Origin of the sequence: Tenacibaculum soleae, assembly GCF_001693415.1 — a bacterium.
Taxonomy (GTDB): domain Bacteria; phylum Bacteroidota; class Bacteroidia; order Flavobacteriales; family Flavobacteriaceae; genus Polaribacter; species Polaribacter soleae.
The window spans coordinates 1,310,263-1,329,353 of record NZ_MAKX01000001.1 but is presented as its reverse complement, the minus strand read 5'-3'; the positions used below and the strand labels follow the sequence as shown (position 1 = coordinate 1,329,353).

Sequence of the window (19,091 nt, the reverse complement as noted above, 5' to 3'; positions counted from 1 at the left end):
TGTTAGTTTTTAAAATAAAAATCATCCTCCTTGGGTTGATTTTATAATTAAAATATCATCATTGTTTTGAAGTAACTTTAAAGACCAATCTGATCGTTTTATAACAGTACTATTTATAGCAATTGCTATTCCGTTTGTTTGAATTTTTAATAATTCAATAAACTCTTGTAGTGTTACGTTTTCTAAAACTTGATGGTCTTCTTGGTTTACTTTTATAGTAATCATATTTATAAAATATTACTGTAAACCAAATGGTAGTAGCTCGACAAAATTATATCGAAGATAACTTTTCCCTCCGTTGGTATTAACCAAATCAGGTTCTAAGGATTTTTCTCAAACTAATTTAATAGCTACTCCTAAAGTTTACGAAAGCAAATGTATGCTTTAAATTAAAAAACACCGCATTTTTAATATGAATTAATTTTTTATTCTTGATTTTTATTCACTTATGCTTAAATTTTATGCGATTATGTCATTTTTTTTAACTCAAGTTAATGTTTCTTATAAATTTGAAACTGTGAAGCAGCGATCACGTTAAAAAACGGTTTTTCTGTAAAACTTGTTACAGAAGGAGGTAACCGAAAAGCCTTATGAGTAGGTAAACTAAACAAATTTATTATGAGTACTGAAACTTTAAAAGCAAAAGAAACTCTTCTTGGAGGATGGACATCTTATGGTTCTTTAACGACAGAAGATCGCAAAGTATTTGATGAAGCACTTAATGGTTTTGTTGGAGTAAATTATGAGCCGACAGCTGTATCTACTCAAGTTGTTGCTGGAACAAACTATCGTTTTAAGTGTAATGCTTCTATACCTCCTGCCGAGGTTATGTGGGAAGCTATTGTTGAAATTTTTCAACCCTTAGGCGATGTTAAACCTCATATTACTGGTATTACAAGGTTATAAAAAAATAAGTCAGTCTTTTTTAAAAGACTGGCTTATTTTAATTAATAACTTTTATAATGCTTCAATTGTTTTTGTTACTTCTTCTAAAACTTTAAAAGCAGTTTCTGCCATTTTATTTCCTTTTAAATCTAATAAAGGATTTACTTCGACAAATTCAACACAAGCTACTTTTTTACTTGCTAATAATCCATTTATAATTTCAACAATTTCTTTATCATCAAAACCTTTTGGCACTGGTGTTCCGGTACCATAAGAAATCATATCACAATCCATAGAATCTACATCAAAAGAAACATAAATAATATCACAATCTGTTAATTTTTCTAAAGCTTCATTTACACAAACTTCTAATCCGCGGTAGCGAACTTCGGCAACCATATAGTTTTTTATACCGTATTTTTCTATTTGTTTATCTTCTGGTTCTTCAGTATCTCGGACTCCAAAAAAAACAATATTTTCTGGTAAAACTTTTTGTTCTGGTATTCCTATATTTTTCATTCGATCCCACAACTCAGCCGTTTCTCTATCTACATCATTTATTTGACAATCTAAATTATCATCAGAAATAGCAGCTCCTAATGGCATACCATGTATGTTTCCTGAAGGTGAGGTGTATGGTGTATGTAAATCTCCATGGGCATCAATCCAAATAACTCCTATTTTTTTAGTTGGGTTTGCTGCTTTAATACCACTTATGGTTCCTAAGGCTGATGAATGGTCTCCTGATAAAACTATTGGGAATTTATCTTCTTGCAAATTTACTTTTACATGATTACTTAATCTTTTACATTGATTAAATACACTATTTATTTGCTTACCAAATGAGTTATTCTTTTTATCATAAATAGATTCATTTTCTGTAATAACATCTTCTGATTCAAAACGATTAAAAAAATCATTATTTTCATTGATGGCTGCAATTTCTATAGCATCAACTCCCATATCAGAACCACGTGTACCTGCACCAATATCTGACCTGTTTTTTATAATTTTTATTTCTTTCATCTTCATTTATTTTAATAAAAAAATGTCATTTAAAATTTAAATGACATTTTTGTTAATTTATCTTTTACTAACTTCTACAAATTCTCTAAGGTTTTCTCCTGTATAAATTTGACGAGGTCTTCCAATAGGTTCTTTGTTTTCTCTCATTTCTTTCCATTGTGCAATCCACCCTGGTAAACGTCCTAAAGCAAACATTACTGTAAACATTTCAACTGGAATTCCCATTGCTCGGTAAATAATACCTGAGTAAAAATCTACATTAGGATATAATTTTCTGTCTACAAAATAAGGATCGTTTAATGCTTCTTGCTCTAATCCTTTTGCTACAGCTAAAATAGGGTCTTCAACTCCTAATTCTTTTAACACTTCATCAGCAGCAACTTTTATAATTTTTGCTCTTGGGTCAAAGTTTTTATAAACACGGTGTCCGAATCCCATTAAACGGAAAGGGTCGTTTTTATCTTTTGCTTTTGCCATATATTTTTTAGTATCGCCACCATCTTCTTTAATAGCTTCTAGCATTTCTAAAACTGCTTGGTTTGCACCACCATGTAATGGTCCCCAAAGTGCAGAAATTCCTGCTGAAAGTGAAGCGAATAATCCTGCATGTGAAGAACCTACAATTCTTACCGTTGATGTTGAACAGTTTTGCTCATGATCTGCATGTAAGATTAATAATTTATCTAATGCATTTACTAAAATTGGATTTTGAACATACTCTTCATTTGGTTGCTCAAACATCATTTTTAAAATATTTTCTACATACCCTAAAGATTTTGTTCCGTAATTTAACGGTAATCCTTGTTTTTTACGCATTGCCCATGCTACTAATACTGGAAATTTTCCTAATATTTTTACAATAGCATTGTACATTTCTTCCTCTGAATCTACATTTACTGAACTTGGATTAAATGCTGTTAGTGCTGATGTTAAAGATGATAATACACCCATTGGATGCGCATTTTTAGGAAAAGCATCTAATATTTTTTTAACATCATCATCAACTACAGATTTAGATCTGATATCTGAATGAAATTTATCTAACTGTTCTTGTGTTGGTAAATTTCCAAAAATAAGCGCATAAGCGACTTCTAAAAAATCAGCTTTTTCTGCCAATTCTTCAATTGAATATCCTCTGTAACGTAAAACTCCTTCTTCACCATTTAAAAATGTAATAGCACTTTGGCAAGAACCTGTATTCTTATATCCTGGATCGATAGTAATAACTCCTTCAGAAGCTCCTCTTAATGTTTTTATATCAATTGCAGTTTCATTTTCTGTTCCTTTAATTAACGGGAACTCATACGTCTTTTCACCAATTTGTAGTTTTGCTATATCTGCCATTTTTATCTCTTAATTTTTTATGATTCAAGTGAATTGCGAAGATACCATTTTTTGTAGTATTTTAAAAGTGAGTTTTAATAGTTTTTTACTATCTAAAAATAGTATTATTTTATATATTTTTTATTATTTACTTAGGCAAAACTTATTTCAAATTCTCATCATGAAATACTCTTTATGATAATAATGTGATTCTGAAATAAATTCAGAATGACGTGTTATGTAAGTTAGGCTATAATTCAAATTAGAAACCGATTTAAAGATTCGCTAGTTTAGTTTTTAATCTGATTTTTATGAATATTTTTCATAATTCGTTTAAAACCTTTTATAATTATACTCCTTGTACTTTTTGTTAAAGCCAAATTATCATAGTTTTCTGGAACAAAAACATTACCTACAACTGATTGAAAATACATTTCTTCTAGTAAATTTAAATCGTAAATAGTTACTGTTACTTCGCCTCTATTTTCTGAAGAAGACATTATATTTCCTTGTCCTAAAATTCCAACTTCATCAGAAATTACAGTAGCGTTAATCTTTATAAAAAAATCATATCCTGTTCCGTTTTTAATATCTTTTAAATCAGCTTTACTAAGATTAGTGGTTATATTAGCTGGTAATAAAATTCCTCTAATAGTATTTACATCAGAAAAACGATTTCCTAACAATGCAGTAAATTTTTCGCTCGCTATATTCGTTAAGCTTTCTTTTATACTTTTAGGAGCTTCAACAGTATGTGACAACCATTTACCTTTTTTAAAATCTAAACGCGAATTTACATTTCCTGAATGTGTGTACTTTGTAGAGTGACAAGCTGTAAAGGTTATAACTATTAGTAAAGCGAATATCTTTTTCATATATTTTAATTATGTTAAAAAGAGACTGTTTACAACAGTCTCTTTTATGTTGTTATAAATCAAACCCTAAATTTAGCTGAATCATTAACGGGAAATAATATCCTTTACCGTTGGTATCAAAATAATAAATAGGTCCCATATCAAACAAAAAATGAAAGTTTTTACCATAAGTACGCTGAATTCCCCAAGTAGGGCCTACTGCAAAATCTAACCCATCAGTTCCGTTAGAGTTACCAAACAACGATTCACTTCTTGTTAAAAACCTTGCTGACACAAAATTACCTGTATTATTAGTCGTTTTTAAACCTTTACTTTTACGTTTATCAAAATTATAAAACCATTTGTGTTGTATATCTACAAAAGGGTTGAAAGAAGTTATTGCTCCAGAACCAGCTCCTACATCTGTATGCGGATAACTACCACTATAGCCAATACCTGCTCCAACAGAAAGTGTTGTATTATTTCCCGTAGGCATTTCGTATTCTACTCCTGGATTTAAAAAATTAACTCGCCATGCTTTTTCAGTATTTTTTTCTTGTGCATTAATCACTGTTATTGTTAACAGTAAAATAATTGATACTAGTTTTTTCATAGTTTTGTTTGTTTAAAGCATTAAATAGTAGCATGTTTTTTAAATAAAAGCCTTACTATTTTTATTTTTTTTTATAGAAGCTATATAAAATCAAAAACCTTGCCGTTTAAATGACAAGGTTTTAAATATTGATTCTTATAAGAATAGTTAAATTACTTTATTTTAAAAGCTTTTTCTTGTGGATAAAAAGCAACACCATCTAATTGCTCTTCAATACGCAATAATTGATTGTATTTTGCCATACGATCTGAACGAGAAGCTGAACCTGTTTTTATTTGGCCACAGTTTAAAGCTACTGCTAAATCGGCAATTGTATAATCTTCTGTTTCACCAGAACGATGACTCATAACTGATGTATAACCTGCATTATGTGCCATATTTACTGCTGCAATAGTTTCAGTTAACGTTCCTATTTGGTTTACTTTAATTAAAATTGAATTTGCAATTCCGTTTTCAATTCCTCTAGATAAACGCTCTACGTTGGTTACAAATAAATCGTCACCAACTAACTGTACTTTATCTCCGCAAATTTCAGTTAAATACTTCCATCCTTCCCAGTCATTTTCATCCATTCCATCTTCAATAGAAATAATAGGATATTTTTCTGCTAATTCAGCTAAGTAATCAGCTTGTTCTTTACTTGAACGTACTTTTCCTTTTGCTCCTTCAAACTTTGTATAATCATATTTTCCATCAACAAAAAATTCGGCAGCAGCACAATCTAAAGCGATCATTACTTCTTCTCCAAATTTATATCCAGCATTTTTAGTTGCCAACGCAATGGTTTCAATTGCGTCTTCTGTACCATCTAAAGTTGGTGCAAAACCTCCTTCATCACCAACGGCTGTTGATAAATTACGATCGTGTAAAACCTTCTTTAAATTATGGAATATTTCAGAACCAACTTGCATTGCTTCTGTAAAGTTTTTAGCTTTTACTGGCATTACCATAAATTCTTGAAATGCAATTGGTGCATCTGAATGTGAACCTCCGTTAATGATATTCATCATCGGTACTGGTAAGGTATTTGCAGATACTCCGCCAACATATCTATATAAAGGCAAACCTAACTCATTTGCTGCGGCTTTTGCTGCGGCTAAAGAAACCCCTAAAATAGCATTTGCACCTAATTTAGATTTATTTGATGTTCCATCTAAATCAATCATCATTTGATCAATCATATTTTGTTCAAAAACAGATACACCTAATAACTCTTGTGCAATTAAAGTATTTACATTGTTTACAGCATTTAATACACCTTTACCCATGTAATCACTTCCTCCGTCACGTAATTCAACCGCTTCATGTTCTCCTGTTGATGCTCCTGATGGAACTGCTGCTCTACCTATTACACCGTTTTCAGTAGTAACATCTACTTCTACAGTTGGGTTACCTCTTGAATCGAAAATTTGACGTGCGTGAATGTTGATTATAATACTCATAATTGTTTATTTTTAATATAGATTCCCGTGAATATGAACTCACGGGAATGCTAATTTTATATACTTGCTAATTTAATAATTGTAATTGATTGTGTAGTGTTTCTTATTTAAGAATTACGAAAACGATTACGCTTCAATTTTTACTTTCTTGATATTTTCGATAAACTCATCAAAAAGGTATTCGGCATCATGTGGTCCTGGGCTAGCTTCTGGATGATATTGCACAGAAAATACATTTTTAGATTTCATTCTAATACCTGCCACTGTATGATCGTTTAAGTGAACATGTGAAATTTCAACATCGTTATGCGCTTCAGTTTCTTCTTTATTAATCGCAAAACCATGATTTTGAGAAGTTATTTCACCTTTTCCTGTTATTAAATTCTTTACAGGATGATTGATTCCTCTGTGACCATTATGCATTTTATAAGTAGAAATTCCGTTAGCTAATGCAATAACTTGGTGTCCTAAACAAATACCAAAAAGAGGTTTATCATTTTTGATAATATCTTTTGCTGTATTAATTGCGTCTGAAAGTGGTTCTGGATCACCAGGTCCGTTAGAAATGAAGTAACCATCTGGATTAAAATCACTCATTTGTTCGAAAGTAGCATTGTATGGGTACACTTTTATATAAGCACCTCTTTTTACTAAATTTCTTAAAATGTTCTTTTTAATACCAATATCTAAAGCCGATACTTTTATTGGTGCGTTTTCATCTCCTACAAAATAAGGCTCTTTTGTTGATACTTTTGAGGCCAGTTCTAAACCTTCCATATTAGGTGTAGCTGCTAACTGTTTTTTTAACCCCTCTACATTATCTACATCTGTAGATATAATAGCATTCATTGCACCATTATCTCTAATATATGATACCAAAGCTCTAGTGTCTACATCAGATATGGCAACTAAATTATGTTCTTTAAACCAGTCAAATAAGTTACCATCAGAATCTACACGTGAATGTGTAAAACTAAAGTTACGACAAATTAATCCTGATATTTTTATTCCTTCTGATTCTACTTCTTCATTATTAACACCATAATTACCTATATGAGCATTGGTAGTTATCATTAATTGTCCAAAATAAGAAGGATCAGTAAATACTTCTTGGTAGCCTGTCATTCCTGTATTAAAACAGATTTCCCCTGTTGAAGTACCTTCGATTCCTATAGACTTTCCATAGAAAATAGTTCCATCTGCTAATAAAACTAGTGCTTTTTTACGTTGCTGATATTTCATTTAGTGTGTGTTGTGTAATTTGATTGCAAAAATATATAAAAAAAGGGACAAACATTAAATGTTTATCCCTTTGATATAATTTATAAAAATTTTCATTTTTATTCTTCTTCGTTTGAAGTTTGAGTTTCAACTGCTGCAGCTGTAGTTTTTGCACCACCACGACGGCTACGACGAGTGTTCCTTTTAGCTTTGTTTCCTTTCGGGTTGTATAATTCGTTGTAATCAACTAATTCAACCATTGCCATAGAAGCGTTATCTCCCTGACGGTTTCCTAATTTGATAATACGAACATATCCTCCTGGACGATCTGCTACTTTTACAGAAACTTCTTTAAATAATTCTGTTACAGCTTCTTTGCTACGTAAATAGCTAAATACTGTACGGCGATTATGAGTAGTATCTGATTTAGACTTAGTAATTATAGGCTCTATAAACATACGTAAAGCTTTCGCTTTTGCTAAAGTTGTGTTTATACGTTTGTGCTCTATTAAAGAACACCCCATATTTGCTAACATCGCCTTTCTGTGCGCTGTTTGTCTTCCTAAATGATTAAATTTCTTTCCGTGTCTCATGACATTTGGTTTTTAGCTCTCATCTTGCTACTACCTTTTAAGGGAGCAAATTATGAAAGGTTAATCTCTATCTAATTTGTATTTGCTTAAGTCCATTCCGAAATTAAGGTTTTTATTAGCCACTAACTCATCTAATTCAGTTAATGATTTTTTACCAAAGTTTCTAAATTTCATTAAATCACTTTTGTTGAACGATACTAAGTCTCCTAAAGTATCAACTTCTGCTGCTTTTAAACAGTTTAAAGCACGAACAGATAAATCCATATCTACTAATTTCGTCTTCAATAACTGACGCATGTGTAATGATTCTTCATCATATGTTTCAGTTTGTGCAATTTCATCTGCCTCTAAAGTGATACGCTCATCTGAGAATAACATAAAGTGGTGGATTAAAATTTTAGCAGCTTCTGTTAAGGCATCCTTAGGGTTGATAGAACCGTCTGTATCGATATCAAAAACTAATTTTTCATAATCGGTCTTTTGTTCTACACGAAAATTTTCAACAGCATATTTTACATTCTTTATAGGAGTGTAAATAGAATCTGTAAAAATTGTTCCTAATGGAGCACCTGCTCTTTTGTTTTCTTCTGCTGGCACAAAACCTCTACCTTTTTCGATAGTGATTTCAGCATTAAAATTCACTGATTTATCCATGTTACAAATTACTAAATCTGGATTTAGTACTTGAAAACCTGAAGTAAATTTTTGTAAATCTCCTGCAGTTAATTGTTCTTGTCCTGATACTGCTATAGATACTGTTTCTCTATCAGTTTCTTCAATTTGTTTCTTAAAACGAACTTGTTTTAAGTTTAAGATGATTTCTGTAACATCTTCTACAACACCTTGAATTGTTGAAAACTCATGATCTACACCATCTACTCTTAATGATGTGATAGCAAATCCTTCTAAAGAAGATAATAAAACTCTTCTTAAAGCATTTCCTATTGTTAATCCAAAACCTGGTTCAAGAGGTCTAAATTCGAATCTTCCTGAAAAGTCAGTAGATTCAATCATTATTACTTTATCAGGCTTCTGAAAATTTAAAATTGCCATATTTTTCTTCGTTTTAATTGTTGTTTAGTTGCGCGGTTTATTAGTTTGAAGAAATACAGATAAACCCTTTGGCTATACAACAATGTAAATAATTTATTATTTAGAATATAATTCTACGATTAATTGTTCCTTGATATTTTCAGGAATTTGTAATCTTTCTGGAGCTTTAATAAAAGTTCCTGACTTTTGATCAGAGTTCCAGCTTAACCATTCATAAACATTACTGTTTGATGCTAAAGAATCTTCAATAGCTACTAATGATTTAGATTTTTCTCTTACTGCCACAACATCTCCTGCTTGTAAGCTGTATGATGGAATGTTAACAATTTCTCCGTTCACAGTAATGTGACGGTGAGATACTAATTGACGTCCACCTCTTCTTGAGTTAGCAATTCCTAAACGGAAAACAACGTTATCTAAACGAGATTCACATAATTGTAATAAAACCTCACCTGTAATACCTTTAGATGCAGATGCTTTTTTAAATAAGTTACTAAACTGACGCTCTAAAATACCATAAGAGTATTTAGCTTTTTGCTTCTCCATTAACTGAGTCGCATATTCAGATTTCTTACCTCTTCTTCTTGCGTTTCCATGTTGTCCTGGAGGGTAATTTCTTTTTTCAAAGTTTTTATCATCTCCAAAAATTGCTTCACCAAACTTACGAGCAATTTTAGTTTTTGGTCCTGTATATCTTGCCATTTCTTATTGTTTTAGTAGGGATTATGAATTAAGGCTTACTCCTTCGATAATCGTATTCCTACTTTAGTTAAAATACTTTTTTTTGCGCGTACAAAAATACGCTAAATAAAAGTATAAGTTGATTTATATCAACTTATACTCTTCTTCTTTTTGGAGGACGACATCCGTTGTGAGGAATTGGCGTAACATCAATAATTTCTGTTACTTCGATTCCTGCATTGTGGATAGATCTGATTGCAGATTCTCTACCGTTACCAGGCCCTTTAACATACACCTTTACTTTACGTAAACCTGCTTCTTTTGCTACGTTAGCACAATCTTCTGCGGCTAATTGAGCTGCATACGGAGTGTTCTTTTTTGAACCTCTGAAACCCATTTTACCTGCAGATGACCAAGATATAACGTCACCTTTTTTGTTTGTTAAAGAAATAATAATATTGTTGAAAGATGCAGTTACGTGAGCTTCACCAACTGATTCTATTACAACTTTACGTTTTTTTGTTACTTTAGACTTTGCCATGATTATTATAGTTTTAGTAATTTAGTTTTCTAACCTTATGGTTATAATAACCACTGTTAGATCTTTATTACTTATCTAACTTATTTTTTCTTGTTAGCTACAGTTTTTCTCTTACCTTTTCTTGTACGAGAGTTATTCTTAGTTCTTTGCCCTCTTAAAGGAAGACCAAGTCTGTGACGAATACCTCTTTGACATCCTATGTCCATTAAACGTTTAATGTTTAATTGAACTTCTGAACGTAATTCACCTTCTATAGTAAAAGTTCCTACTTGCTCACGAATCGCTGCAATTTGATCATCTGTCCAATCTTGAACTTTGATACTTTCGTCTATTTTTGCAGTTGCTAAAATTTCTTTTGCTCTGCTGTCTCCTATACCAAAGATGTAAGTTAAAGCGATAACACCTCTTTTATTCTTTGGAATATCAATACCTGCTATTCTTGCCATTACCCTTGTCTTTGTTTAAATCTAGGATTCTTTTTGTTAATTACATATAATCTGCCTTTTCTACGTACAATCTTGCACTCGGCACTTCTTTTCTTTAATGATGCTCTTACTTTCATCAGTGTGTGTTTTTAATATCTGTAAGTAATTCTTGCCTTTGATAAATCATACGGACTCATTTCTAATTTCACCTTGTCTCCTGGTAATAATTTGATATAATGCATACGCATTTTACCTGAAATGTGTGCCGTTACAATATGTCCGTTTTCTAATTCTACGCGAAACATTGCATTTGATAATGCTTCTGTTATTGTTCCGTCTTGTTGAATTGCTGGTTGCTTAGCCATATTATTTTAATGATTTTCTGTTACTGTTACCTGTTTTCATTAAACCATCGTAACGACTGTTTAATAAATACGAGTTAATTTGCTGTATGGTATCTATTGCAACTCCAACCATAATGATTAAAGAAGTACCACCAAAAAACATTGCCCAGTTTTGAGTAACTCCAAACTTTACAATAATCGCTGGTAATATAGATAAAGCTGCTAAAAATAAAGATCCTGGAAATGTTATTTTCGATAACACCGAATCTAAATAGTTTGCTGTTTCTTCTCCTGGCTTATATCCAGGTACAAAACCATTACTTCTCTTTAAATCATCTGCCATTTTATTTGTTGGGATCGTAATCGCCGTATAAAAATAACTAAAGATAATAATTAAGATAGCAAATATAACGTTATACCATAATCCGAAATTATCAGTTAAACTGTTTAATGCTGGAAATTTTTGCCCCAAAGCTACTGGTAAAAACATAATAGCTTGTGCAAAAATAATTGGCATTACACCCGATGCATTCAATTTTAATGGAATGTACTGGCGTGCACCGTCAACATCTTTAATGTCTGTAACAGCTGTACGACGTGCATACTGAACCGCTACCTTTCTTACTGCTGTAACTAATAATACGGTTAACAAGATTACTACAAACCAAACTATTAATTCGATTAGAATCATCATAATCCCTCCAGCTCCAGCTGTTTGCTTAGAAACTAACTCTTGTATGAAAGCTGCTGGAAAATTAGCAATAATACCTACTGTAATTAATAATGATATACCATTACCAACTCCTTTGTCTGTAATACGCTCACCTAACCACATTGCAAAAATTGTTCCTGCAGATAAAAGGATAATTGATGAAACCCAAAATGTTGCTCCAGTTACTAAAAATGCTTCAGGTCCTAATCCCATTTGGTTTTGAATAATACCAATATAAGTAGGTGCTTGAAACAAAGTAATAGCAATTGTAAGCCATCTTGTTATTTGTGTAATCTTCTTACGTCCACTTTCTCCATCTTTTTGTAATTTTTGTAAATATGGTACCGCAATACCCATTAACTGAACTACAATTGATGCAGAAATATAAGGCATTATACCAAGTGCCATCACTGACGCTCTAGCAAATGCCCCACCTGTAAATGCGTTTAATAAACCTAAAAGTCCACTTGAAGTACTGTCTTGTAATGCTGATAATTGTGTAGGGTCAATTCCAGGTAATGGAACTGCCGCCATAAAACGATATACAGCAATTAAACCTAAAGTTAAAAGTAATTTCTCTTTTAACTCTTCTATCTTCCAAATGTCTTTTAAAGTATTTATAAAATTCATCATTTACAATTCTTATAATGTAACTGCTTCACCTCCTGCTGCTTCAATAGCCGCTTTTGCTGTTGCAGTAAATTTATGTACAGTTATATTTAATTTAGCCTTTAACTCACCACCACCTAATATTTTTACTAAGTCGTTTTTACGAGCTAAACGGTTTTCTACTAAAACCTCTAAAGTTACTGTATCTGAAATTTTTCCATTTTCTACTAATCCTTGTAATTTATCTAAATTAACACCAACATATTCTTTACGGTTTATGTTTGTGAAACCAAATTTAGGTACACGTCTTTGAAGTGGCATTTGACCTCCTTCAAATCCGATTTTACGAGAATAACCAGAACGTGATTTCTGACCATTATGACCTCTTGTAGAGGTACCTCCATGTCCAGAACCTTCTCCACGAGCGATTCTTTTACCGCTCTTAGTAGATCCTGCTGCAGGTTTTAAGTTGTGTAAACTCATCTTATATTGTTTATTTAACTTCTTCTACAGAAACTAAGTGTGAAACTTTATTTACCATACCCATAACTGTAGCTGTAGCATTATGCTCTACAGTTTGGTTTAATTTACGTAAACCTAACGCCTCTAACGTTGCTTTTTGACTTTTAAGGCGACCAATTTTACTTCTTACTTGTGTAACTTTAATTTTACTCATCGTCTTAAATTTTAACCGTTAAAAACTTTCTCTAAAGAAATTCCTCTTTGCTTAGCAATTGTTGCTGCGCTACGTAATTGTAATAAAGCATCAAAAGTTGCCTTAACTACGTTATGAGGATTTGATGATCCTTGAGATTTTGATAATACGTCTTTTATACCAACAGATTCTAATACTGAACGTACAGCTCCACCGGCAATAACCCCCGTACCATGAGAGGCTGGCTTAATGAACACTTTCGCTCCACCAAACTTACCTTTTTGTTCGTGAGGTAAAGTTCCGTCTAAAATAGGAATACGTACTAAACTTTTCTTTGCATCTTCAATTGCTTTTGCAATTGCTGAAGCAACATCTTTAGACTTTCCTAATCCATGACCTACAACTCCGTTACCATCTCCAACTACTACGATTGCAGAGAAACCAAATGCTCTACCCCCTTTAGTTACTTTGGTAACACGCTGTACACCTACTAATTTATCTACAAGCTCTAATCCGCTTGGTTTTACTCTTTCTACGTTTTTATATCCTAACATAATATAATTTCTTAAAATTTTAAACCAGCTTCTCTAGCAGCTTCTGCTAATACTTTAACTCTACCATGGTATAAAAATCCATTTCTATCAAAAGAAACTGTTTCAACACCTTTTCCAGCAGCTTTTTCTGCAATTGCTTTACCTACTGCAGTAGCAGCTTCTGATTTAGAACCAGATGTAATTTCTTTATCTCTTGATGATGCAGATGCCAATGTTACACCAGCAACGTCATCAATTAATTGAGCATAGATTTCTTTATTACTTCTAAATACTGATAACCTAGGTTTAACAGCAGTTCCTGTAACAACTTTTCTAATTCTATACTTAATTCGTTGTCTTCTTTCAAGCTTTGATAATGCCATAATAATTTCTCTTATTTATTATGCAGATTTACCTGCTTTTCTTCTTAATACTTCTCCTACAAACTTAATTCCTTTTCCTTTATAAGGCTCTGGCTTACGGAAACCACGGATTTTAGCTGCTACTTGACCAACTAATTGCTTATCGAATGAAGATAATTTAATGATTGGGTTTTTACCTTTTTCAGATACTGTTTCAACCTTTACTTCTGGAGCTAAGTTTAAAACAATGTTATGAGAAAAACCTAAAGCTAAATCTAATTTTTGCCCTTGGTTTGATGCTCTATAACCTACACCTACTAATTCTAATTCCTTAGTATAACCTTTAGTAACACCTTCAATCATGTTATTGATTAAAGCACGATATAAACCGTGTGCTGCTCTATGATCTTTACTATCTGATGCTCTTTCTACAGTTATAACACCATCTTCAATTTTTGCAGTAATATCAGACTTTAACTCTTGCGTTAACTCACCTAATTTACCTTTTACTGTAACCACGTTTCCGTCTACTTTAACTTCAACACCTTGTGGTAATGCGATTGGATTTTTTCCTATTCTACTCATTGTACAAAGTGATTAATAAACGTAACATAATACTTCTCCACCAACGTTTTCTTGTTTAGCTTTTTTGTTTGTCATTACACCTTTAGATGTAGAAACAATAGCAATACCTAAACCGTTTAATACTCTTGGCATCTCTTTAGAGCCAACGTATTTACGTAAACCTGGTGTTGAAATTCTTTGAATCTTTCTGATTACTGACTCTTTCGTGTCACGGTCGTACTTTAAAGCTATCTTAATAGTTCCTTGAACTTTATCGTCATTGAACTGGTAGCTTAAAACATAACCTTGATCGAACAAAATTTTCGTCATTTCCTTCTTCAATTTTGAAGCAGGAATCTCAACTACTCGGTGATTTGCTGCAATAGCATTTCTAACTCGAGTAAGAAAATCCGCGATTGGATCTGTATACATAATTAATTAAATTTCGGTTTTGGTTTTCACTAAAAGCTATTTACAGTATGAAAATCAGCTAATTAATGAACCTGAAACCAGTTAATATTTGTTTTTTGTTTTTTAGATAAATCTCATAAGCAGTATACCACTTTACTAGTATTTACTTACAAGGCATAATTCACCTTATAAAAACAGAGTGCAAATATACATAAATTTATTAGAAACTCACTGTTTTTACAACTTATCATTTTGAGTTTTAATTTATTGGCTTTATTAAAACATAAACACCAAATTTATTTGACAAAAAAAAAGCATATCACAAAATTGTGATATGCTTTATAAGTTTATAAAAAACAACTGTTACCAGCTCGCTTTCTTTACACCTGGAATTAATCCTTGGTTAGCCATTTCACGGAAAGTAACACGTGAAATACCGAACTGACGCATATATCCTTTAGGACGTCCTGTTAGTTTACAACGATTGTGCATTCTAACTGGTGATGCATTTTTAGGTAACTTTTGTAATGCTTCATAGTCTCCAGCTTCTTTTAAAGCTTTTCTCTTTTCAGCATACTTTGCAACCGTTTTAGCTCTTTTGCGCTCACGCGCTTTCATTGATTCTTTAGCCATGTCTTAGTTCTTTTTAAATGGTAAACCTAATTCTCCTAATAATGATTTAGCTTCTTTATCAGTGTTCGCAGATGTTACAAAAGTAATATCCATACCACTAATTTTTTTTACTTGATCAATATTGATTTCAGGATAGATGATTTGTTCAGTAATTCCTAAGTTGTAATTACCTCTACCATCAAAACCGTTTGCTTTGATTCCGTTAAAATCTCTTACACGTGGTAAAGATGCAGTAACTAATCTATCTAAAAATTCGTACATTTTTTCTCCTCTTAACGTAACTTTTGCTCCAATTGGCATCCCTTTACGTAATTTGAAGTTTGCAACATCTTTTTTAGACATCGTTGAAACTGCTTTTTGACCTGTAATTGTAGTTAACTCATCAATAGCGTATTCTATTAATTTCTTATCTGCTATAGCTGCACCAACACCTTTACTTACAACAATCTTTTGTAATTTAGGCACTTGCATTACATTACTATAACCGAATTCATCAGTAAGAGCTTTGATAACTCTGCTCTTGTACTCTTCTTTTAATCTTGGTACGTAACTCATGGTTATATTGCTTTATCTGATTTTTTTGAAAATCTAACTTTCTTATCTCCTTCTACCTTATATCCAACTTTTACAGCTTCACCGTTTTCGATTAATGCTATGTTAGAGATGTGTAATGGAGCTTCCTTTTTTACAATTCCTCCTTGAGGATTAGCAGCACTTGGCTTGGTATGTTTAGATACCATATTAACACCTTCTACTAAAACTCTATCTTTATCTTTAAGAATTTGTAAAACTTTACCTTCCGATCCTTTGTGATCACCTGCTAATACTTTTACAGTATCTCCTGATTTAATTTTGAACTTCTTCATCTTAATGTCGATTTAAAGCACTTCAGGTGCTAATGATACTATCTTCATAAATTGCTTATCACGTAATTCACGGGCAACAGGACCAAATACACGTGTTCCTCTCATTTCCTCAGTAGGATTTAAAAGTACACAAGCATTATCATCAAATCTGATATATGATCCGTCTTTACGTCTAATTTCTTTTTTAGTACGAACAACTACAGCACGAGATACTTGACCTTTTTTTACACCACCATTTGGAGTTGCAGACTTTACAGTTACTACAATTTTATCTCCAACGCTAGCATAACGCTTTTTTGTTCCTCCTAAAACTCTTATCACTAAAACTTCTTTTGCTCCAGTGTTATCTGCGACTCTTAATCTTGATTCTGTCTGTAACATATTATTTAGCTCTTTCTAGGATTTCTACTAATCTCCAACGTTTAGATTTACTCATAGGACGTGTTTCCATTATCCTAACAGTATCACCTTCGTTGCAATCGTTATTCTCGTCATGTGCAACGTACTTTTTCGTTTTTAATACGAACTTACCATACATTGGGTGCTTGGTTCTTTTTACCTCATTAACAACAATAGATTTCTCCATTTTGCTACTAGATACTACACCGATTCTCTCTTTTCTAAGATTTCTTTTTTCCATCTTTAAAACTGACTAGAATTATTGTAATTCTCTTTTAGTTAACTCTGTAGCAATTCTTGCTACAGTTTTTCTTAAGCTACGTAACTGCAATGGGTTTTCCAATGGAGTTATGGCGTGAGCCATCTTAAGATCCGTATAATTTTTCTTTAACGCCTCTAACTGTCCTTGTAAGTCAGCGATAGATAATTCTTTAATTTCTGATTGTTTCATTGTATATAGAATTAAGCGTTAAAATCAAAATCTCTTGCAATAACAAACTTCGTTTTTACAGGAAGTTTTTGTGCAGCTAAACGTAAAGCTTCTTTTGCAACATCCATTGGTACTCCACCAACTTCAAACAAAATTCTACCTGGTTTGATAACTGACACAAAATGATCAGGAGCACCCTTACCCTTACCCATACGTACCTCTAAAGGTTTCTTGGTAATAGGCTTGTCTGGAAATATTTTAATCCAAAGCTGTCCTTCTCTCTTCATATGACGAGTTGCCGCAATACGAGCTGCCTCTATTTGGCGAGAGGTAAGTAAATTCTGGTCTAATGATTTGATACCAAACATTCCGTTAGAAAGTTGAGTACCTCTACCAGAGTTACCTTTCATATTTCCTTTCGCCTTCTGTACCTTACGGTATTTTACTCTTTTTGGCTGTAACATTTTTAATTTCTAATTTTAAAAATTATTTTCTTCTGCGAGGTTGTTGACGTTTATTTCCACCACCTTTATTAGCACCACCTTTTTGTTTAGATAATCCTACTAATGGAGATAATTCACGTTTTCCATAAACCTCACCTTTCATGATCCATACTTTAATACCTAATCTTCCGTATTGAGTATGTGCCTCAACAAGTGCATAATCGATATCTGCTCTAAAAGTAGAAAGAGGAATTCTTCCTTCTTTATAGTGCTCAGAACGTGCCATTTCAGCTCCATTTAAACGACCAGATAATTGTACCTTAATACCTTCTGAATTCATTCTCATTGCAGCAGTGATAGCCATTTTAGTTGCACGCTTGTAAGAAATTCTATTTTCAATCTGACGTGCAATACTAGCAGCTACTAATTTAGCATCTAACTCTGGACGTTTAATTTCGAAAATATTAATTTGAACTTCTTTTCCAGTAATTTTCTTAAGCTCTTCTTTTAACTTGTCTACCTCTTGACCTCCTTTACCAATAATGATACCTGGACGTGCAGTAGTGATAGTAACGGTTACAAGTTTAAGCGTACGCTCAATAATTACTCTCGATACACTTGCTTTAAATAATCTAGCATTAATATACTTTCTTATTTTATCATCTTCAGCTAATTTATCTCCGTAGTCATTTCCACCATACCAGTTAGATTCCCATCCTCTGATAATTCCTAAACGATTTCCTATTGGATTTGTTTTTTGTCCCATTTCTACTTTGATTAATTACTTTTATTTTTAGCTCCTAACTCTAAAGTTACGTGATTAGAACGCTTACGAATTCTATGTGCACGCCCTTGTGGAGCTGGTCTTAACCTTTTTAACATACCTGCGCTATCTACATAAATAGATTTTACAAATAATCCAGCATCTTCGATACTAGCATCTTCGTTCTTAGCTTGCCAGTTTGCAATTGCAGACATTAACAATTTCTCTAAGTTTCTTGATGCTTCTTTTGGACTAAATTTTAAGATTTGTAAAGCTTTTTCAACTTCAACTCCTCTTACTAAATCTGCTACCAAGCGCATTTTTCTTGGTGATGTAGGACAATTAGTTATTTTAGCGAAAGCTCTAGACTTTCTAGCTTCTTTTAACTGTGTTGCCATGTTATGTTTACGACTTCCCATAATTTCCTACTATTTTTTACCTTTATTTTTTGCACCAGCGTGCCCTCTAAAAGAACGTGTTGGTGAAAATTCGCCTAATTTATGACCTACCATGTTTTCAGTAACGTAAACTGGTACAAATTGCTTTCCGTTGTGAACTGCAATTGTTTGCCCTACGAAATCTGGAGTAATCATACTTGCTCTTGACCAAGTTTTGATAACTGATTTACTCTCAGTTTCAACGTTAGCTAACACTTTTTTCTCTAATTTATAGTGAACGAAAGGTCCTTTTTTTAATGATCTTGCCATGGT

General features: G+C 32.4%; 32 protein-coding genes and 1 riboswitch. Of the genes, 1 reads left to right on the top strand and 31 read right to left on the bottom strand.

The annotated features are described in order from the left end of the window. Positions 1-21: 21 nt before the first annotated feature. Positions 22-225, bottom strand: a complete 204-nt coding sequence (gene thiS, locus BA195_RS06230) for a sulfur carrier protein ThiS (protein WP_068703483.1) — start codon at positions 223-225, stop codon at positions 22-24. 48 nt (positions 226-273) lie between these two features. Then, a riboswitch (TPP riboswitch) is annotated at positions 274-368 on the bottom strand. 250 nt (positions 369-618) lie between these two features. On the opposite strand from thiS, the gene BA195_RS06225 reads away from it, so the two are divergent. Then, positions 619-906 carry a hypothetical protein gene (locus tag BA195_RS06225; RefSeq protein ID WP_068703482.1) on the top strand — a complete coding sequence of 96 codons (288 nt, stop codon included), beginning with the start codon at positions 619-621 and terminating at the stop codon, positions 904-906. A 51-nt stretch (positions 907-957) separates the two neighbouring features. Here BA195_RS06225 and BA195_RS06220 read toward each other — a convergent pair whose 3' ends face one another. The 30 genes from BA195_RS06220 to rpsS all read right to left on the bottom strand — a co-directional run bounded on the left by BA195_RS06220 (position 958) and on the right by rpsS (position 19,088). Next, on the bottom strand, positions 958-1,911 hold the full coding sequence (locus BA195_RS06220) for an arginase (RefSeq protein ID WP_068703481.1): 954 nt from the start codon (positions 1,909-1,911) through the stop codon (positions 958-960). Between the two features lie 57 nt (positions 1,912-1,968). Then, positions 1,969-3,255 carry a citrate synthase gene (locus tag BA195_RS06215; protein WP_068703480.1) on the bottom strand — a complete coding sequence of 429 codons (1,287 nt, stop codon included), beginning with the start codon at positions 3,253-3,255 and terminating at the stop codon, positions 1,969-1,971. Positions 3,256-3,524: 269 nt separating this feature from the next. Next, positions 3,525-4,109 carry a hypothetical protein gene (locus BA195_RS06210; RefSeq protein WP_068703479.1) on the bottom strand — a complete coding sequence of 195 codons (585 nt, stop codon included), beginning with the start codon at positions 4,107-4,109 and terminating at the stop codon, positions 3,525-3,527. Between the two features lie 52 nt (positions 4,110-4,161). Next, positions 4,162-4,701, bottom strand: coding sequence for a hypothetical protein (locus BA195_RS06205; RefSeq protein ID WP_068703478.1), 540 nt, complete (start codon positions 4,699-4,701; stop codon positions 4,162-4,164). Between the two features lie 152 nt (positions 4,702-4,853). Continuing rightward, positions 4,854-6,143: a phosphopyruvate hydratase gene (eno, locus tag BA195_RS06200; protein ID WP_068703476.1), complete on the bottom strand. Its 1,290-nt coding sequence runs from the start codon at positions 6,141-6,143 to the stop codon at positions 4,854-4,856. Between the two features lie 126 nt (positions 6,144-6,269). After that, on the bottom strand, positions 6,270-7,385 hold the full coding sequence (gene carA, locus BA195_RS06195; RefSeq protein WP_068703474.1) for a glutamine-hydrolyzing carbamoyl-phosphate synthase small subunit: 1,116 nt from the start codon (positions 7,383-7,385) through the stop codon (positions 6,270-6,272). Positions 7,386-7,483: 98 nt separating this feature from the next. Beyond that, positions 7,484-7,957, bottom strand: a complete 474-nt coding sequence (rplQ, locus tag BA195_RS06190; protein WP_068703472.1) for a 50S ribosomal protein L17 — start codon at positions 7,955-7,957, stop codon at positions 7,484-7,486. Positions 7,958-8,017: 60 nt separating this feature from the next. After that, a complete protein-coding gene (locus tag BA195_RS06185; RefSeq protein ID WP_068703470.1) occupies positions 8,018-9,010 on the bottom strand; it encodes a DNA-directed RNA polymerase subunit alpha in 993 nt (330 codons plus the stop codon). A gap of 96 nt (positions 9,011-9,106) precedes the next feature. Continuing rightward, entirely contained in the window at positions 9,107-9,712 is a 606-nt protein-coding gene (rpsD, locus tag BA195_RS06180; RefSeq protein WP_068703468.1) for a 30S ribosomal protein S4, read from the bottom strand. Between the two features lie 133 nt (positions 9,713-9,845). Next, positions 9,846-10,232: a 30S ribosomal protein S11 gene (rpsK, locus tag BA195_RS06175; protein ID WP_068703467.1), complete on the bottom strand. Its 387-nt coding sequence runs from the start codon at positions 10,230-10,232 to the stop codon at positions 9,846-9,848. Between the two features lie 80 nt (positions 10,233-10,312). Then, positions 10,313-10,678 (bottom strand): 30S ribosomal protein S13, encoded by a 366-nt coding sequence (rpsM, locus tag BA195_RS06170; RefSeq protein ID WP_068703464.1) that lies wholly within the window; start codon positions 10,676-10,678, stop codon positions 10,313-10,315. Beyond that, the gene (gene ykgO, locus BA195_RS14170) at positions 10,678-10,794 is read right to left on the bottom strand and encodes a type B 50S ribosomal protein L36 (protein ID WP_073316873.1); all 117 of its coding nucleotides are present in this window, start codon (positions 10,792-10,794) and stop codon (positions 10,678-10,680) included. Before ykgO ends, rpsM begins: the two co-directional genes overlap by 1 nt. Before the next feature lie 12 nt (positions 10,795-10,806). Next, on the bottom strand, positions 10,807-11,022 hold the full coding sequence (infA, locus tag BA195_RS06165; protein ID WP_024740627.1) for a translation initiation factor IF-1: 216 nt from the start codon (positions 11,020-11,022) through the stop codon (positions 10,807-10,809). 1 nt (position 11,023) lies between these two features. Then, on the bottom strand, positions 11,024-12,343 hold the full coding sequence (gene secY / locus BA195_RS06160; RefSeq protein WP_068703462.1) for a preprotein translocase subunit SecY: 1,320 nt from the start codon (positions 12,341-12,343) through the stop codon (positions 11,024-11,026). Between the two features lie 12 nt (positions 12,344-12,355). Beyond that, a complete protein-coding gene (gene rplO, locus BA195_RS06155) occupies positions 12,356-12,805 on the bottom strand; it encodes a 50S ribosomal protein L15 (RefSeq protein ID WP_068703459.1) in 450 nt (149 codons plus the stop codon). 10 nt (positions 12,806-12,815) lie between these two features. Further along, complete coding sequence (gene rpmD / locus BA195_RS06150) at positions 12,816-12,998, bottom strand: 50S ribosomal protein L30 (RefSeq protein ID WP_068703457.1); 183 nt, start codon at positions 12,996-12,998, stop codon at positions 12,816-12,818. An 11-nt stretch (positions 12,999-13,009) separates the two neighbouring features. Next, positions 13,010-13,534, bottom strand: coding sequence for a 30S ribosomal protein S5 (gene rpsE / locus BA195_RS06145; protein ID WP_141677655.1), 525 nt, complete (start codon positions 13,532-13,534; stop codon positions 13,010-13,012). 8 nt (positions 13,535-13,542) lie between these two features. Beyond that, on the bottom strand, positions 13,543-13,893 hold the full coding sequence (rplR, locus tag BA195_RS06140; protein ID WP_068703453.1) for a 50S ribosomal protein L18: 351 nt from the start codon (positions 13,891-13,893) through the stop codon (positions 13,543-13,545). 18 nt (positions 13,894-13,911) lie between these two features. Beyond that, a complete protein-coding gene (gene rplF, locus BA195_RS06135) occupies positions 13,912-14,457 on the bottom strand; it encodes a 50S ribosomal protein L6 (protein WP_068703452.1) in 546 nt (181 codons plus the stop codon). A 12-nt stretch (positions 14,458-14,469) separates the two neighbouring features. Further along, the gene (gene rpsH / locus BA195_RS06130) at positions 14,470-14,868 is read right to left on the bottom strand and encodes a 30S ribosomal protein S8 (RefSeq protein WP_028887461.1); all 399 of its coding nucleotides are present in this window, start codon (positions 14,866-14,868) and stop codon (positions 14,470-14,472) included. 342 nt (positions 14,869-15,210) lie between these two features. Continuing rightward, positions 15,211-15,480 (bottom strand): 30S ribosomal protein S14, encoded by a 270-nt coding sequence (gene rpsN, locus BA195_RS06125; protein WP_068363324.1) that lies wholly within the window; start codon positions 15,478-15,480, stop codon positions 15,211-15,213. A 3-nt stretch (positions 15,481-15,483) separates the two neighbouring features. Continuing rightward, positions 15,484-16,035 (bottom strand): 50S ribosomal protein L5, encoded by a 552-nt coding sequence (gene rplE / locus BA195_RS06120; RefSeq protein WP_068703450.1) that lies wholly within the window; start codon positions 16,033-16,035, stop codon positions 15,484-15,486. A 2-nt stretch (positions 16,036-16,037) separates the two neighbouring features. Beyond that, a complete protein-coding gene (gene rplX, locus BA195_RS06115) occupies positions 16,038-16,346 on the bottom strand; it encodes a 50S ribosomal protein L24 (protein WP_068703448.1) in 309 nt (102 codons plus the stop codon). A gap of 12 nt (positions 16,347-16,358) precedes the next feature. Beyond that, a complete protein-coding gene (gene rplN, locus BA195_RS06110) occupies positions 16,359-16,727 on the bottom strand; it encodes a 50S ribosomal protein L14 (protein WP_068703446.1) in 369 nt (122 codons plus the stop codon). A gap of 1 nt (position 16,728) precedes the next feature. Then, positions 16,729-16,986, bottom strand: coding sequence for a 30S ribosomal protein S17 (gene rpsQ, locus BA195_RS06105; RefSeq protein ID WP_068703444.1), 258 nt, complete (start codon positions 16,984-16,986; stop codon positions 16,729-16,731). 18 nt (positions 16,987-17,004) lie between these two features. Further along, the gene (rpmC, locus tag BA195_RS06100) at positions 17,005-17,196 is read right to left on the bottom strand and encodes a 50S ribosomal protein L29 (protein WP_068703442.1); all 192 of its coding nucleotides are present in this window, start codon (positions 17,194-17,196) and stop codon (positions 17,005-17,007) included. A gap of 11 nt (positions 17,197-17,207) precedes the next feature. After that, a complete protein-coding gene (rplP, locus tag BA195_RS06095; protein WP_068703440.1) occupies positions 17,208-17,639 on the bottom strand; it encodes a 50S ribosomal protein L16 in 432 nt (143 codons plus the stop codon). 22 nt (positions 17,640-17,661) lie between these two features. Continuing rightward, entirely contained in the window at positions 17,662-18,384 is a 723-nt protein-coding gene (gene rpsC, locus BA195_RS06090; protein WP_068703438.1) for a 30S ribosomal protein S3, read from the bottom strand. 11 nt (positions 18,385-18,395) lie between these two features. Further along, entirely contained in the window at positions 18,396-18,800 is a 405-nt protein-coding gene (rplV, locus tag BA195_RS06085; RefSeq protein WP_068703436.1) for a 50S ribosomal protein L22, read from the bottom strand. 9 nt (positions 18,801-18,809) lie between these two features. Next, entirely contained in the window at positions 18,810-19,088 is a 279-nt protein-coding gene (gene rpsS, locus BA195_RS06080) for a 30S ribosomal protein S19 (RefSeq protein WP_068703434.1), read from the bottom strand. Positions 19,089-19,091: the final 3 nt, after the last annotated feature.

Bases quoted from the DNA above. Each gene is read 5' to 3' on its own strand.
- rplN (WP_068703446.1), bottom strand. From the start codon at position 16,727: ATGTTACAGACAGAATCAAGATTAAGAGTCGCAGATAACACTGGAGCA.
- rplO (WP_068703459.1), bottom strand. From the start codon at position 12,805: ATGAGTTTACACAACTTAAAACCTGCAGCAGGATCTACTAAGAGCGGT.
- rplE (WP_068703450.1), bottom strand. From the start codon at position 16,035: ATGAGTTACGTACCAAGATTAAAAGAAGAGTACAAGAGCAGAGTTATC.
- rplQ (WP_068703472.1), bottom strand. From the start codon at position 7,957: ATGAGACACGGAAAGAAATTTAATCATTTAGGAAGACAAACAGCGCAC.
- rpmC (WP_068703442.1), bottom strand. From the start codon at position 17,196: ATGAAACAATCAGAAATTAAAGAATTATCTATCGCTGACTTACAAGGA.
- BA195_RS06210 (WP_068703479.1), bottom strand. From the start codon at position 4,109: ATGAAAAAGATATTCGCTTTACTAATAGTTATAACCTTTACAGCTTGT.
- rpsQ (WP_068703444.1), bottom strand. From the start codon at position 16,986: ATGGAAAAAAGAAATCTTAGAAAAGAGAGAATCGGTGTAGTATCTAGT.
- rpsC (WP_068703438.1), bottom strand. From the start codon at position 18,384: ATGGGACAAAAAACAAATCCAATAGGAAATCGTTTAGGAATTATCAGA.
- rplF (WP_068703452.1), bottom strand. From the start codon at position 14,457: ATGAGTAGAATAGGAAAAAATCCAATCGCATTACCACAAGGTGTTGAA.
- rpsS (WP_068703434.1), bottom strand. From the start codon at position 19,088: ATGGCAAGATCATTAAAAAAAGGACCTTTCGTTCACTATAAATTAGAG.
- secY (WP_068703462.1), bottom strand. From the start codon at position 12,343: ATGAATTTTATAAATACTTTAAAAGACATTTGGAAGATAGAAGAGTTA.
- rplR (WP_068703453.1), bottom strand. From the start codon at position 13,893: ATGGCATTATCAAAGCTTGAAAGAAGACAACGAATTAAGTATAGAATT.
- ykgO (WP_073316873.1), bottom strand. From the start codon at position 10,794: ATGAAAGTAAGAGCATCATTAAAGAAAAGAAGTGCCGAGTGCAAGATT.
- BA195_RS06225 (WP_068703482.1), top strand. From the start codon at position 619: ATGAGTACTGAAACTTTAAAAGCAAAAGAAACTCTTCTTGGAGGATGG.
- rpsN (WP_068363324.1), bottom strand. From the start codon at position 15,480: ATGGCTAAAGAATCAATGAAAGCGCGTGAGCGCAAAAGAGCTAAAACG.
- rplX (WP_068703448.1), bottom strand. From the start codon at position 16,346: ATGAAGAAGTTCAAAATTAAATCAGGAGATACTGTAAAAGTATTAGCA.
- BA195_RS06220 (WP_068703481.1), bottom strand. From the start codon at position 1,911: ATGAAAGAAATAAAAATTATAAAAAACAGGTCAGATATTGGTGCAGGT.
- rpsH (WP_028887461.1), bottom strand. From the start codon at position 14,868: ATGTATACAGATCCAATCGCGGATTTTCTTACTCGAGTTAGAAATGCT.
- rplV (WP_068703436.1), bottom strand. From the start codon at position 18,800: ATGGGAAGTCGTAAACATAACATGGCAACACAGTTAAAAGAAGCTAGA.
- rpsM (WP_068703464.1), bottom strand. From the start codon at position 10,678: ATGGCAAGAATAGCAGGTATTGATATTCCAAAGAATAAAAGAGGTGTT.
- eno (WP_068703476.1), bottom strand. From the start codon at position 6,143: ATGAGTATTATAATCAACATTCACGCACGTCAAATTTTCGATTCAAGA.
- rpsK (WP_068703467.1), bottom strand. From the start codon at position 10,232: ATGGCAAAGTCTAAAGTAACAAAAAAACGTAAAGTTGTAATAGAATCA.
- rpmD (WP_068703457.1), bottom strand. From the start codon at position 12,998: ATGAGTAAAATTAAAGTTACACAAGTAAGAAGTAAAATTGGTCGCCTT.
- BA195_RS06215 (WP_068703480.1), bottom strand. From the start codon at position 3,255: ATGGCAGATATAGCAAAACTACAAATTGGTGAAAAGACGTATGAGTTC.
- BA195_RS06185 (WP_068703470.1), bottom strand. From the start codon at position 9,010: ATGGCAATTTTAAATTTTCAGAAGCCTGATAAAGTAATAATGATTGAA.
- infA (WP_024740627.1), bottom strand. From the start codon at position 11,022: ATGGCTAAGCAACCAGCAATTCAACAAGACGGAACAATAACAGAAGCA.
- rplP (WP_068703440.1), bottom strand. From the start codon at position 17,639: ATGTTACAGCCAAAAAGAGTAAAATACCGTAAGGTACAGAAGGCGAAA.
- thiS (WP_068703483.1), bottom strand. From the start codon at position 225: ATGATTACTATAAAAGTAAACCAAGAAGACCATCAAGTTTTAGAAAAC.
- carA (WP_068703474.1), bottom strand. From the start codon at position 7,385: ATGAAATATCAGCAACGTAAAAAAGCACTAGTTTTATTAGCAGATGGA.
- rpsD (WP_068703468.1), bottom strand. From the start codon at position 9,712: ATGGCAAGATATACAGGACCAAAAACTAAAATTGCTCGTAAGTTTGGT.
- BA195_RS06205 (WP_068703478.1), bottom strand. From the start codon at position 4,701: ATGAAAAAACTAGTATCAATTATTTTACTGTTAACAATAACAGTGATT.